The sequence below is a fragment of the Pantoea sp. MHSD4 genome (assembly GCF_021043305.1).
GTDB classification, from domain to species: Bacteria; Pseudomonadota; Gammaproteobacteria; order Enterobacterales; family Enterobacteriaceae; genus Pantoea; species Pantoea eucalypti.
Window position 1 is genome coordinate 356370 of the sequence record NZ_JAJNDH010000003.1, and the last position, 12630, is coordinate 368999.

A 12630-nucleotide genomic window follows, 5' to 3' on the forward strand; every position below is an offset into this window, starting at 1 on the left:
AACGCAATGATTCAACAGTTTAAATCGCTGGGTAATAAGATTTACTGATGATAATTTGCACAATCACGGCGCGTACGCTGAGCGATGACGGTGCGTTAACTGTCTGTATGCGTAAATTTTGTGAAGAACATGGCAAGAGTGCGGTGGCCCGGTTAGCATGAAGACTGTCTGGCAAGTTGCCGGCCCCAGCAACAGAGGAGATTTACGTGGTGAAGTGGCGTAACTGGATGATAGGGATCTGCCTGGTCGGTTCGGCCAGCAGCGCATGGGCCGATTCGCTTGATCAACAACGGCAACGTTATCAACAAATTAAACAGGCCTGGGACAGTAACCAGATGGCCACCGTGGATCAGCTGTTGCCTACGCTACAGGACTATCCGCTCTATCCTTATCTGCAATATCGCCTGCTGGCTCAGGATCTCGATCAGGAGACCACCCTGGCCGTGCAGAACTTTATTCGCCAGTACCCGACATTGCCTCCCGCGCGATCGCTCAGCACCCGCTTTATCAACGTGCTGGCTTACCGACAGGACTGGCAGGGCGTGCTGAACTTCAGCCCGACCGAACCCAAGCCGGTGCAGGCGCGTTGCAACTGGTATTACGCCAAATGGGCCACCGGGCAGCAGCAGGCCGCGTTTGATGGCGCGAAGCAGATCTGGCTGCGTGGCACGGCGCTGCCTGCGGATTGCGATAAGCTCTTCTCGGTCTGGCAGGCGTCCGGTCAGATTTCGCCGATTACTATCCTGGAACGTATCCGGCTGGCGATGAAAGCCGGTAATGACAACCTGGTGAGCTATCTGGCGAAGACGCTGCCTGCCGATTATCAGACCATGTCTGACGCGATACAGGCCCTGCAAAAGGATCCGTTAACCGTCAGCACCTTCGCCAGTGCCGTGGGGCCAACCGACTTTACCCGTCAGGCCACCATTTACGCCTTTACGCGTGTGGCGCGGCAGGACATGGAAAATGCCCGCAGCCTGATTCCGATTCTGGTCCGGGCCCAGAAAATGGGGCCGGAAGATGAGCAGGCGCTGAAGGAGATTGTGGTCTGGCGCATGATGGGCAGCGATCTCACCTCTGAGCAGGCACGCTGGCGCGATGCAGTAGTGATGAACAGCGAGTCTACCGCGCTGGTGGAACGCCGGGTGCGGCTGGCGCTCTCTCAGCATGACCGACGCGGCCTGAACACCTGGATTGCTCGTCTGCCGCTGGAAGCCAAAGAGAAAGATGAGTGGCAGTACTGGCAGGCCGATCTGCTGTTTGAGAAAGATCGTAAAGAGGAAGCGGAAGAGATCCTGCGCAAGCTGATGAAAGAACGCGGCTTCTATCCGATGGTGGCTGCTCAGCGGCTGGGCGTAGACTATCCGTTGCAGATTGATGAAGCGCCGAAGCCTGACAGCGCCACCCTCCAGGGGCCCGAGCTGGCCCGCGTTCGCGAGCTGATGTACTGGGGGCTGGATAACCTGGCCCGTAGCGAATGGAGCAATCTGATCGGCAGCCGGACGCATACGCAGCAGCAGATGCTGGCGCGCTACGCCAACGAGCAGGACTGGTGGGATCTCAGCGTGCAGGCGACTATCACCGCCAAAATGTGGGACAGCCTGAAAGAGCGTTTCCCGCTGGCGTGGCGCAGTGTCTATGAGCGAAATACCGAGGTGAAGCAGATCCCACCGAGCTATGCGATGGCGATTTCGCGTCAGGAGAGCGCCTGGAACCCGAAAGCGCGTTCGCCGGTCGGCGCCAGTGGTCTGATGCAAATTATGCCTGCCACGGCGGCGCATACCGTGAAGATGTACGATATACCTGGCTACAGCAACACCAGCCAGCTGCTTGATCCGGAAACCAATATCCAGATTGGTACGCAGTATCTGGAGTATGTCTATCAGCAGTTCGACCAGAACCGGATTTTCGCCTCAGCGGCCTATAACGCCGGGCCGGGCCGGGTGCGAAGCTGGCTGAAAACCAGCGCGGGCAATCTCGACGCCGTGGCGTTTATTGAGACCATTCCGTTCTCTGAAACGCGCGGCTACGTGAAGAGTGTGCTGGCGTATGACGCCTACTATCGTTACTTCATGGGCAAGCCTGACAAGATCCTGTCAGATGCTGAGTGGAATCGCCGTTACTAGCTGTGCTAAGCTTCCGTACTCTTTAGCGAGTACGGAAGCCTCTTCATGACCCATTCTGATTCCCTCTCTACCGATGCACATCCGGCAGAAGATAGCTGGCAGCGCTTTGTCGTGCTGATGCAGCAGGCCTTTGCTGATGGCCATGCACTGCCTCTGATGCAACTGATGATGACGCCCGATGAGCGGGAAGCGTTCGGCACCCGTCTGCGGATTATCGAAGAGTTAATGAATGGCGAGATGAGCCAGCGCGAGCTGAAAAATGAGCTCGGCGTCGGCATCGCGACGATTACCCGTGGGTCTAATAGCCTGAAAGAGGCGCCGCCGGAGCTGAAACGCTGGCTGGAAGCGCGTCTGGGACGCGCCTGATTACTGTTGATAGAGCGGATGAACGAACGGGCAGAGCGCCAGAATCAGTGCCTGATGATAGACACTTGATCGGCTGAGCAGGCCGTTCGTAAACGCCCCGATTGCGCCACCCTTGTGTTTGATATTGTCGATGCCGGTTAATCGCGCCATCTCTTCGCCGAGTTCACGGCCTTCACGCAGACCCGCCAGCACCACCGGAGGCAGGGTGAAACTGGCCGAGCGCGACTCGCCACGCTGTTTCTGATTTTCCACCACCATCCAGGCAAATGCGCTGTCATCTTCGATGCCCGCCTCAATGGCGACCCAGAACGCCGCTTCTGGTCGGACCTGCCGGGCATTCATCACGCGCTGACGTGCGCCAGTTCGCGTTTCGAGATGGGTTAACGGTTGTGCAGCAACGCCGCTATCGACCTCGACCCCTTCAATATGGCAGGATCCCTCGCCGAAAACGTCGCTGAAAGCCTGAGCAATCGCGTGAATCTTCGCTGGGTTGGTTGTGGCTGCGACAACATGGTACATAATTGATTAAACCCTCAGATGATTAAGCGCCTGACCCATCCGGCTGTTTTCGTTGTCATTCTGAACCCGGGCTGTGCTGACAACCCTCACGTACTGCGTGTACGCCGGATTGTTCCGCGCTGTCTGTGTCTGGAATGTCTGCAACAATGATGTCTGATGGAACAGGGTCTAAAGCGATTTTTGTCGCAGTATAACGGAAACTAACATGCTACAGGTCTATCTTGTTCGTCACGGTGAAACGGTATGGAATGCGGAACGCCGTATTCAGGGTCAGTCCGACAGTCCGCTGACGGAAAAAGGTGAGCAACAAGCCTGGCAGGTGGGTGAGCGCGTGAAGCATTTGGGCATCACGCACATTATTGCCAGCGATCTGGGGCGCACGCGTCGCACCGCCGAGATTATCGCAGATGCCTGCGGTTGCTCAGTGACGCTTGATGCGCGCTTGCGTGAACTGAATATGGGTGTGCTGGAGAAGCGTCCGCTGGATGGCTTAACGGCGGAAGAGGAGCAGTGGCGCGCTGCACTGGTCAACGGGACCGAAGGTGGCCGTATCCCTGAAGGGGAGTCGATGACGGAGATGGCGACGCGCATGCACGCCGCGCTGAATGCCTGTCTCGATCTGCCTGCCGGAAGCCGTCCGCTGCTGGTCAGCCACGGTATGGCGCTCGGGTCGCTGGTCAGTACAATTCTGGGTTTGCCCGCCTATGCGGAACGTCGCCTGCGCCTGCGTAACTGCTCTATTTCACGTGTGGATTATCAGCAGAGCGCCTGGCTGGCAGAAGGCTGGATTGTAGAGACGGCGGGGGATATTTCCCATCTGGATGCGCCTGCGCTCGACGAGCTGCAACGCTGATTGCTTAAGGCTGCCGTCACGATGACGACAGCCTTAAACTTAGCTGGCTTCAGCCTGCTGGCGGCGAATCGGAATCAGATATTCGCAACGGATCTCAGTCGGTGGCTCCGAGCGCTTTTTACCGCCATGGGTATAAAAGCGTTCGATATCCTGCCCTTCACGGCGGGTCAGCCCCAGCGTTGGCATGCAGGTACCGTAAAGCAGCAGGATAAATTCCTGCAAATTGACACGCGGACCGTTAAAGGTGAACTGCACATAGTCGCCACCTTCCAGAATAACCTTCTGGCCAGAATGCAGGTTCACCGCGCTGTCAGCAGGCACCGCAGTGGTATAAAGAATCTCCTGCTCGTCATCTTTGTCCTGGCTGGCACGCACCTGATGCAGGCCATACAGCACCGGCGGAATCGTGTCCGTTTCCAGCAGGAACTGCTTCCAGAAGTGCATTCGCATTTCATCGCGGTAGCTGGAAATCTGCTCCAGAATACAGGTGTAGTTCTGGGTTTGTCCCACCAGCACCGTTTCCGGCAGGCTGACGAAAGCCGGTTCCGGCTGCGTCTCATCATCCAGGCGAATCGGGGGACGGATACCGAATGAATTCCATTCGGAAGAGCGACGATACCAGGCCGGTGTCTGTGCAAACTGTTTTTTGAATGCACGCGTAAAAGTCTGTTGTGAATCAAAACGATACTGCAGTGCGATGTCCAGGATCGGGCGACTGGTCAGGCGCAGCGCCACGGCGGCTTTAGACAAACGACGGGCACGGATATAGGCGCCGATTGCGTGCCCGGTCACGTCTTTGAACATCCTTTGCAGATGCCACTTAGAGTAACCCGCTTTCTGGGCAACATTGTCCAGTGAAAGGGGTTGATCCAGATGGCTCTCCAGCCAGACAAGCAAATCGCGAATGATACCGGCTTGGTCCATAAAACATCCTCTACTCTGGTGGTGCAGCTAAACGCATTCGAAGAATATTAGCACTCATTGCTCAAAAGACGTGGGACGTTTCTCGGGGAAGGTTGTGCTAAATCAGTACGGGCTAAAACCCGTTTTGGTTTGGTCATTGTATCGATTAACAGTACATTACATTCTCATCTATTCCATTTGCAATGGTAACTCCATGACAATATCCCGACTTATGATCGCTGCGCTGACTACGCTGACCTTTTCCAGCCCGCTTTTTGCCGAACAGATTGGCTCTGTTGATACGGTCTTCAAGATATTCGGGCCTGACCACAAGATTATTGTTGAAGCTTTCGATGACCCGGACGTTAAAAATGTAACCTGCTATATCAGCCGGGCAAAAACCGGGGGAATCAAAGGCGGATTGGGGCTGGCAGAGGATACCTCTGATGCCGCCATTTCCTGTCAGCAGGTCGGTCCGGTTGAAGTGAGTGATAAAATTGCACAGGGCAAAGCGGAGGGGGAAGTGGTATTTCGCCAGCGCACCTCTTTAATCTTCAAAAAGCTGCAGGTTGTCCGCTTCTACGACAAAAAGCGCAATGCGCTGGTCTATCTGACCTATTCCGATAAAGTGGTTGATGGCTCACCGAAAAATGCGCTCAGCGCCGTGCCGATTATGCCGTGGCACTGATAATGTTGTGGCACTTATAATGCCGTGGCACTGAACATAAAAAAACGCCCCAGGAGGCGTTTTTTTATTTGCTGCATCTGACAACCACTTACTCGTGCAGGTCGCCGCAGAAGCGATAACCTTCACCATGAATGGTGGCGATGATCTCTGGCGTATCCGGCGTGGATTCGAAATGCTTGCGGATGCGACGAATGGTGACATCGACGGTGCGATCGTGCGGCTTGAGGTCGCGGCCGGTCATTTTCTTCAGCAGGTCGGCACGGGTCTGAATTTTGCCCGGATTTTCGCAGAAGTGTAGCATGGCGCGAAACTCACTACGTGGCAGTTTATACTGCTCGCCGTTTGGATTGATCAGAGAGCGGCTGTTAATATCCAGCTCCCAGCCATTGAATTTATAGCTTTCTACCTGACGGCGCTCTTCCCCTGGCATAGCCAGATTCATGGTGCGCGACAGCAGGTTACGGGCACGAATAGTCAGCTCACGCGGGTTAAACGGTTTGGTGATGTAATCATCAGCGCCAATTTCCAGACCGAGGATTTTATCGACTTCGTTGTCACGGCCGGTCAGAAACATCAGGGCGACATTGGCCTGCTCACGCAGTTCACGGGCTAGCAACAGACCGTTTTTGCCAGGCAGGTTGATGTCCATGATGACCAGGTTAACGTCATTGTCGGTCAGCACCTGATGCATTTCAGCACCATCAGTCGCCTCATACACCACATAACCTTCCGCCTCAAAAATACTCTTGAGGGTATTACGCGTGACCAGTTCGTCTTCAACGATAAGAATGTGCGGGGTCTGCATGTTTAGCTACCTAAAATTTGCCAACAAATTGAAAACAGGGCGTACAGCGGTATGGCGTTCTCCATCATCGAGAGCGGCGGGCCGCGCAGAACCGTTGTACGAAATCATATTTTGATAAGCCATCTATCAACGTCAACAACAGTATTAGCTCAGCCAGTCAGGATGAAAATTGCATGCCCCGGGCGTTAATGATAATGGCGCATATCCTAACTGTATTAACAGCAACCTAACAGCACCAACTACAACCGATAAGCATAAAAACAACGCTTCGTTGACTTATATCAAATGCAATTGTAGCACGTTAACACTTTTGTGAAAAACTTCTCGCAGAATGCCTGTTTAGCTCACAAAAAGCATCATTTTCGTTACATTTTTAACTTATACAGGCCAGAATTGAACCGGCCGGAAATCACATTTTATCTTATTGAATTTAAATGGATAAATAACGTTTTTTTTAATAAAGCGCCTTCTGTCCATAAAAAGGTTCAGGCCATCAGTTTTAACCAGTTTTAACATCATTAATCCACAATTTTCTTATTACCTTCTGGCACCTGAATCTTTAAGAGCCATGTTAATATGACGTTATATAAATTGACCAATGGATTAAATATGCTTTTCCCACTGATTCTCGTCTCGCCTGCGCGGCCAGAAAACATCGGCGCTGCGGCGCGTGCCATGAAAACCATGGGGTTCAGCCAGCTGCGCATCGTGGCCAGCGACGACTGGCAGGATCCTGCTGCGCGGCGTGTGGCACATGGTGCTGGTGACATTCTTGATAACATTCAGACCTTTGCTACCCTGGCTGACGCGTTAGCGGATATCGATTTTTCTGTCGCAACCACTGCGCGCAGCCGGGCAAAGTTTCGTTACTACGCCACACCTGAACAGGTTGAAACGCAACTGCTGGAGAAGCGTCAGTGGGTCAACAGTATGGCGCTGGTATTTGGCCGCGAAGACAGCGGGCTGACTAACGAAGAGCTGGAACAGGTCGACCTGCTGACGGGCATCCCGATGGCGAATGACTATCCTTCACTGAATCTCGGTCAGGCGGTGATGGTCTATTGCTATCAACTCTCGACGCTGAATCAGGTTGAGGCGCCTGTTGCGTCTGCCGCCGATGGTCAGCAGTTACAGGCGCTGCGCCAGCGATTCCATCAGCTGCTGGCGCAACTGGAGGTCAGTGATGATGAGAAGCTGTCAGACTGGATCGATCAGCGGGTAGGTCTGCTGGAACAGCGCGACAGTGCGATGCTGCACCGTCTGCTGCACGATATTGAAAAAAAACTCACAGATAAATCCTCGGCAAAAAGCTGATTTTATAGCAACAGATCGCAGAGGATTTCAGCATGGCAAACGATCGCATAGCGTTTCACGGTTTCAGCGGTGGCTGTGCGCAGTGGTTGAAATCTGTCCACCGGACAAATCGGGTTGACTTAACGTGCGCTTTGCTTTACTTCTGGACGCAAGACGGACAGACAAAAACAGACAGACAATAAATCTAAATGCGTAAAATCAGCCTGAACACCACAATTATTACCACCACCATTACCACAGGTAACGGTGCGGGCTGACGCATACAGGAAAAACAGAAAAAAAGCCCGCACCTAACCAGTGCGGGCTTTTTTTTCGGCTTAAATTCAGGAGAGTTTATATCATGCGAGTGCTGAAATTCGGCGGGACCTCGGTAGCGAATGCGGAACGTTTTCTTCGCGTCGCTGACATTCTGGAAAGTAATGCGCAACAAGGACAGGTTGCAACCGTGCTCTCTGCGCCAGCAAAGATCACTAACCATCTGGTGGCGATGATTGAAAAAACCATCAGTGGTCAGGACGCTCTGCCGAATATCAGCGACGCCGAACGCATTTTCAGCGAGCTGCTGCAGGGACTGGCTGATGCACAGCCGGGCTTTGAGTTTGATCGACTCAAAACCCGCGTTGACCTTGAGTTTGCGCAGTTAAAACAGGTTCTGCACGGTATCAGCCTGCTGGGACAGTGCCCGGACAGCGTGAACGCGGCGATTATCTGTCGCGGAGAAAAACTCTCGATTGCGATCATGGAAGCGCTGCTGCAGGCACGCGGTCATGAGGTCAGCGTGATCGACCCGGTGGAGAAATTGCTGGCAATAGGCCACTACCTGGAATCCACAGTTGATATTGCCGAATCGACCCGCCGCATCGAAGCCAGTCAAATTCCACCACAAAACATGATCCTGATGGCGGGTTTTACGGCCGGTAATGAGCGTGGCGAGCTGGTAGTGCTGGGCCGCAACGGTTCAGACTATTCAGCCGCTGTGCTGGCCGCCTGTCTGCGCGCCGACTGCTGTGAAATCTGGACCGATGTAGATGGCGTCTATACCTGCGATCCGCGTCAGGTGCCGGATGCGCGTCTGCTGAAGTCGATGTCCTATCAGGAGGCGATGGAGCTCTCCTACTTCGGTGCCAAAGTGCTGCATCCCCGCACCATCGCGCCGATTGCCCAGTTCCAGATCCCTTGCCTGATCAAAAATACCGCCAATCCACAGGCACCCGGCACCCTGATTGGTGCCGAAGGCGAGCCGGATGAAAGCCCGGTAAAAGGCATCACTAACCTGAATAATATGGCGATGGTGAACGTCTCCGGTCCCGGCATGAAAGGGATGGTCGGAATGGCGGCCAGAGTCTTTGCGGCCATGTCGCGTACCGGCATCTCTGTCGTGCTGATCACCCAATCCTCTTCCGAATACAGCATCAGTTTCTGCGTGCCGCAGAGCGAGCTGGCGCGGGCGCGTCATGTGCTGGAAGAGGAGTTCTATCTGGAGCTGAAAGATGGGCTGCTCGATCCGCTGGATATCATTGAAAACCTGGCGGTGATCTCGGTAGTGGGTGATGGCATGCGCACCCTGCGCGGCATCTCAGCAAAATTCTTCTCGGCACTGGCACGCGCCAATATCAATATCGTGGCGATAGCGCAGGGCTCCTCTGAGCGTTCTATCTCGGTCGTGGTGAATAATGACGAAGTGATCACCGGCGTGCGCGTGGTGCATCAGATGCTGTTCGCCACCGATCAGGTGATCGAAGTGTTCGTGGTGGGTGTCGGCGGAGTCGGTGGTGCGCTGCTGGATCAGTTGCATCGCCAGCAGGCGTGGCTGAAGAAAAAGCATATCGACCTGCGTGTGTGCGGTATCGCTAACTCGCAGGCGTTGTTAACCCACGTTCACGGTATTGATTTAAGCAACTGGCAGTCGGCATTAGCCGAAGCCAAAGAGCCCTTTAACCTGGGCCGTCTGACCCGTCTGGTAAAAGAGTATCATCTGCTCAATCCGGTGATTGTGGATTGCACCTCCAGCCAGGCCGTTGCCGATCAGTATGCTGACTTCCTCAGCGAAGGCTTCCATGTGGTGACGCCGAACAAAAAGGCCAACACGTCATCCTGGAATTACTATCAGCAGATGCGTGCCGCCGCCGCCAAATCGCGTCGAAAATTCCTTTACGATACCAACGTCGGTGCCGGACTGCCGGTGATCGAAAACCTGCAGAACCTGATGAACGCGGGTGATGAACTGCTGCGTTTCTCCGGCATCCTGTCTGGCTCACTGTCGTTTATCTTCGGCAAGCTGGATGAAGGCGTTTCGCTGTCGCAGGCGACAAACATGGCGCGTGAGATGGGCTTCACCGAGCCCGATCCGCGTGACGATCTGGCTGGCACTGATGTGGCGCGTAAGCTGCTGATCCTGGCGCGTGAAGCGGGTCATCAGCTTGAGATGAGTGATATTGAGATCGAGCCGCTGCTGCCCGCCAGTCTGACCGAAATTCAGGATGTTGAGCAGTTTATGCAGCGTCTGCCCGAGCTGGATAACGCCTTTGCCGATCGCGTTGCACAAGCGCAGAATGAGGGCAAAGTCCTGCGCTACGTGGGCGTGATCGAAGAGGGTGGCGTCTGTAAAGTGAAGGTCGACGCCGTTGACGGCAACGATCCGCTCTATAAAGTGAAAAACGGCGAGAATGCCCTGGCGTTTTACAGCCGTTACTATCAACCGATTCCGCTGGTGCTGCGTGGATACGGTGCAGGAAATGATGTCACAGCGGCCGGTGTTTTTGCCGATCTGCTGCGTACGCTGTCATGGAAGTTGGGAGTTTAATCATGGTAAAAATTTACGCACCGGCCTCGATTGGCAACGTCAGCGTCGGCTTCGATGTGCTGGGCGCGGCGGTGTCGCCGGTCGATGGCTCCCTGCTGGGTGACTGTGTCTCTGTGGAAGCAGCTGAGCAGTTTTCTCTGACCAACGCCGGACGTTTTGTCAGCAAGCTGCCCGCCGATCCGAAAGAGAATATTGTCTATCAGTGCTGGCAGCTTTTCTGCGAGACGGTGGGCAAAGCGATCCCGGTGGCGATGACTCTGGAGAAGAATATGCCCATCGGCTCCGGTCTGGGTTCCAGCGCCTGCTCGGTAGTGGCCGGTTTAATGGCGATGAACGAATTCTGCGGCAAGCCACTCAGCGACAGCACATTGCTGACGCTGATGGGCGAGCTGGAAGGGCGGATCTCCGGCAGCGTGCATTATGATAATGTCGCTCCCTGCTTCCTCGGTGGCATTCAGCTGATGCTGCAGGAAAATGAGATCATCAGCCAGGCGGTGCCGGGCTTTGACGACTGGCTGTGGGTGATGGCCTATCCGGGCATCAAAGTTTCAACCGCAGAAGCGCGCGCTATTTTACCGGCACAATACCGCAAAGAGGACTGTATCAAACATGGCCGTTTGCTGGCCGGCTTCATTCACGCCTGTCATACGCGTCAGCCGCAGCTGGCAGCTAAACTGATGCAGGATGTGATTGCAGAACCTTACCGGACCCGACTGCTGCCTGGCTTCGCCGAGGCGCGACAGGCCGCGAAAGATATTGGCGCACTGGCGTGCGGTATCTCAGGCTCTGGTCCGACACTTTTCGCCGTTTGCAATCAGATGGAAACGGCACAGCGGATGGCTGACTGGCTGAGCCAGCACTATCTGCAGAATGATGAAGGCTTCGTCCATATCTGCCGTCTCGACACGGCTGGCGCACGACAATTGGGATAACGCATGAAACTCTACAATCTTAAGGATCACAACGAGCAGGTCAGCTTCGCCCAGGCGGTGAAACAGGGTCTGGGGTCGCAGCAGGGTCTGTTCTTTCCGCTGGAACTGCCAGAGTTTGAACTGACCGACATCGACGCGATGCTGGAGATGGATTTTGTCAGCCGCAGCAGCAAAATTCTCTCGGCTTTCATTAGTGACGAGATTCCGGCCCAGCAGCTGCAGGAGCGTGTTAAAGCCGCTTTTGCCTTCCCGGCCCCGGTGAAAGCCGTTAGCGAAGATATCGCCTGTCTGGAGCTGTTTCACGGCCCGACGCTGGCATTTAAAGATTTCGGCGGCCGTTTTATGGCGCAGATGCTGTCGTATGTTTCAGGCTCTGATGAGCAGATCACGATTCTGACCGCCACCTCTGGTGATACCGGTGCGGCTGTGGCGCACGCGTTCTACGGCATGAAGAACGTGCGTGTGGTGATCCTCTATCCGCAGGGCAAAATCAGTCCGCTGCAGGAGAAACTCTTCTGTACGCTGGGCGGCAACATTGAAACCATCGCTATCGACGGCGACTTTGATGCCTGCCAGTCGCTGGTCAAACAGGCGTTCGATGATGAAGCGCTGAAGCGGACGATTGGCCTGAACTCGGCTAACTCCATCAACATCAGCCGCCTGCTGGCGCAGATTTGCTACTACTTTGAGGCGGTCGCACAGCTGCCACAGGAAAAACGCAATCAGCTGGTGGTCTCTGTGCCGAGCGGCAACTTTGGTGATTTGACGGCCGGTCTGCTGGCGAAATCACTGGGCCTGCCTATCAAACGCTTTATCGCTGCCACGAATGCTAACGATACGGTGCCGCGCTTCCTCGGCAACGGCGAGTGGCAGCCTAACCAGACGGTCTCTACGCTGTCGAACGCCATGGATGTCAGCCAGCCTAACAACTGGCCGCGAGTGGAAGAGCTGTTCCGCCGTAAAACCTGGCGCTTAACCGATCTCGCCTGTGGTGCGGTTTCTGATGAGACCACGCGTGCTGCCATGCGTGAACTGGCGGAGATTGGCTACGTTTCCGAGCCACATGCTGCCATCGCCTGGCGTCTGCTGCGCGATCAGCTGCAGGAAGGCGAATACGGTCTGTTCCTCGGCACTGCGCATCCGGCGAAATTCCGCGAAAGCGTGGAAGCGATTCTTGAGCAGACCCTGACGCTGCCGCCGGAGTTAGCGGAGCGCGCCGATCTGCCACTGCTGTCGCATCAGATGAAAGGTGACTTCGCCTCGCTGCGGGCGTTCCTGCTGAAGTAATGCGGTGAAAGGCTTCCCGGTTGCGGGAAGCCTG

Annotated in this window: 12 protein-coding genes and 1 other annotated feature; of the genes, 9 read left to right on the top strand and 3 right to left on the bottom strand. The window is 54.9% G+C overall.

What is annotated here, in order from left to right:
- The first annotated feature begins 206 nt into the window (after positions 1-206).
- Positions 207-2126, top strand: coding sequence for a murein transglycosylase (sltY, locus tag LQK91_RS12160; protein ID WP_003854865.1), 1920 nt, complete (start codon positions 207-209; stop codon positions 2124-2126).
- 45 nt (positions 2127-2171) lie between these two features.
- Positions 2172-2492: a trp operon repressor gene (gene trpR / locus LQK91_RS12165; protein ID WP_003854864.1), complete on the top strand. Its 321-nt coding sequence runs from the start codon at positions 2172-2174 to the stop codon at positions 2490-2492.
- On the opposite strand, the gene yjjX is transcribed toward trpR, so the two are convergent.
- Positions 2493-3011: an inosine/xanthosine triphosphatase gene (gene yjjX, locus LQK91_RS12170; protein WP_008925545.1), complete on the bottom strand. Its 519-nt coding sequence runs from the start codon at positions 3009-3011 to the stop codon at positions 2493-2495.
- A gap of 205 nt (positions 3012-3216) precedes the next feature.
- Here yjjX and gpmB point away from each other — a divergent pair, with 205 nt between their 5' ends.
- Complete coding sequence (gene gpmB, locus LQK91_RS12175) at positions 3217-3864, top strand: 2,3-diphosphoglycerate-dependent phosphoglycerate mutase GpmB (protein ID WP_090964157.1); 648 nt, start codon at positions 3217-3219, stop codon at positions 3862-3864.
- Positions 3865-3903: 39 nt separating this feature from the next.
- Here gpmB and robA read toward each other — a convergent pair whose 3' ends face one another.
- Positions 3904-4788, bottom strand: a complete 885-nt coding sequence (gene robA / locus LQK91_RS12180) for an MDR efflux pump AcrAB transcriptional activator RobA (RefSeq protein ID WP_003854854.1) — start codon at positions 4786-4788, stop codon at positions 3904-3906.
- A gap of 193 nt (positions 4789-4981) precedes the next feature.
- Here robA and creA point away from each other — a divergent pair, with 193 nt between their 5' ends.
- Entirely contained in the window at positions 4982-5455 is a 474-nt protein-coding gene (gene creA / locus LQK91_RS12185; protein WP_033743110.1) for a protein CreA, read from the top strand.
- Positions 5456-5543: 88 nt separating this feature from the next.
- On the opposite strand, the gene arcA is transcribed toward creA, so the two are convergent.
- The gene (gene arcA, locus LQK91_RS12190; RefSeq protein ID WP_003854852.1) at positions 5544-6260 is read right to left on the bottom strand and encodes a two-component system response regulator ArcA; all 717 of its coding nucleotides are present in this window, start codon (positions 6258-6260) and stop codon (positions 5544-5546) included.
- A 609-nt stretch (positions 6261-6869) separates the two neighbouring features.
- On the opposite strand from arcA, the gene LQK91_RS12195 reads away from it, so the two are divergent.
- The 5 genes from LQK91_RS12195 to thrC all read left to right on the top strand — a co-directional run bounded on the left by LQK91_RS12195 (position 6870) and on the right by thrC (position 12596).
- Entirely contained in the window at positions 6870-7574 is a 705-nt protein-coding gene (locus tag LQK91_RS12195; protein WP_105099544.1) for a tRNA/rRNA methyltransferase, read from the top strand.
- 188 nt (positions 7575-7762) lie between these two features.
- The gene (gene thrL / locus LQK91_RS12200; protein WP_071591720.1) at positions 7763-7831 is read left to right on the top strand and encodes a thr operon leader peptide; all 69 of its coding nucleotides are present in this window, start codon (positions 7763-7765) and stop codon (positions 7829-7831) included.
- Positions 7770-7888, top strand: a sequence feature (Thr leader region). Its footprint overlaps the gene before it by 62 nt.
- A 26-nt stretch (positions 7889-7914) precedes the next feature.
- Positions 7915-10377 carry a bifunctional aspartate kinase/homoserine dehydrogenase I gene (thrA, locus tag LQK91_RS12205; protein WP_008925548.1) on the top strand — a complete coding sequence of 821 codons (2463 nt, stop codon included), beginning with the start codon at positions 7915-7917 and terminating at the stop codon, positions 10375-10377.
- A 2-nt stretch (positions 10378-10379) separates the two neighbouring features.
- Positions 10380-11309, top strand: a complete 930-nt coding sequence (gene thrB / locus LQK91_RS12210) for a homoserine kinase (RefSeq protein ID WP_003854848.1) — start codon at positions 10380-10382, stop codon at positions 11307-11309.
- A 3-nt stretch (positions 11310-11312) separates the two neighbouring features.
- The gene (thrC, locus tag LQK91_RS12215; protein ID WP_105099545.1) at positions 11313-12596 is read left to right on the top strand and encodes a threonine synthase; all 1284 of its coding nucleotides are present in this window, start codon (positions 11313-11315) and stop codon (positions 12594-12596) included.
- Positions 12597-12630 lie beyond the last annotated feature (34 nt).

Bases quoted from the DNA above. Each gene is read 5' to 3' on its own strand.
- trpR (WP_003854864.1), top strand. From the start codon at position 2,172: ATGACCCATTCTGATTCCCTCTCTACCGATGCACATCCGGCAGAAGAT.
- gpmB (WP_090964157.1), top strand. From the start codon at position 3,217: ATGCTACAGGTCTATCTTGTTCGTCACGGTGAAACGGTATGGAATGCG.
- thrB (WP_003854848.1), top strand. From the start codon at position 10,380: ATGGTAAAAATTTACGCACCGGCCTCGATTGGCAACGTCAGCGTCGGC.
- robA (WP_003854854.1), bottom strand. From the start codon at position 4,788: ATGGACCAAGCCGGTATCATTCGCGATTTGCTTGTCTGGCTGGAGAGC.
- creA (WP_033743110.1), top strand. From the start codon at position 4,982: ATGACAATATCCCGACTTATGATCGCTGCGCTGACTACGCTGACCTTT.
- yjjX (WP_008925545.1), bottom strand. From the start codon at position 3,011: ATGTACCATGTTGTCGCAGCCACAACCAACCCAGCGAAGATTCACGCG.
- LQK91_RS12195 (WP_105099544.1), top strand. From the start codon at position 6,870: ATGCTTTTCCCACTGATTCTCGTCTCGCCTGCGCGGCCAGAAAACATC.
- thrA (WP_008925548.1), top strand. From the start codon at position 7,915: ATGCGAGTGCTGAAATTCGGCGGGACCTCGGTAGCGAATGCGGAACGT.
- arcA (WP_003854852.1), bottom strand. From the start codon at position 6,260: ATGCAGACCCCGCACATTCTTATCGTTGAAGACGAACTGGTCACGCGT.
- thrC (WP_105099545.1), top strand. From the start codon at position 11,313: ATGAAACTCTACAATCTTAAGGATCACAACGAGCAGGTCAGCTTCGCC.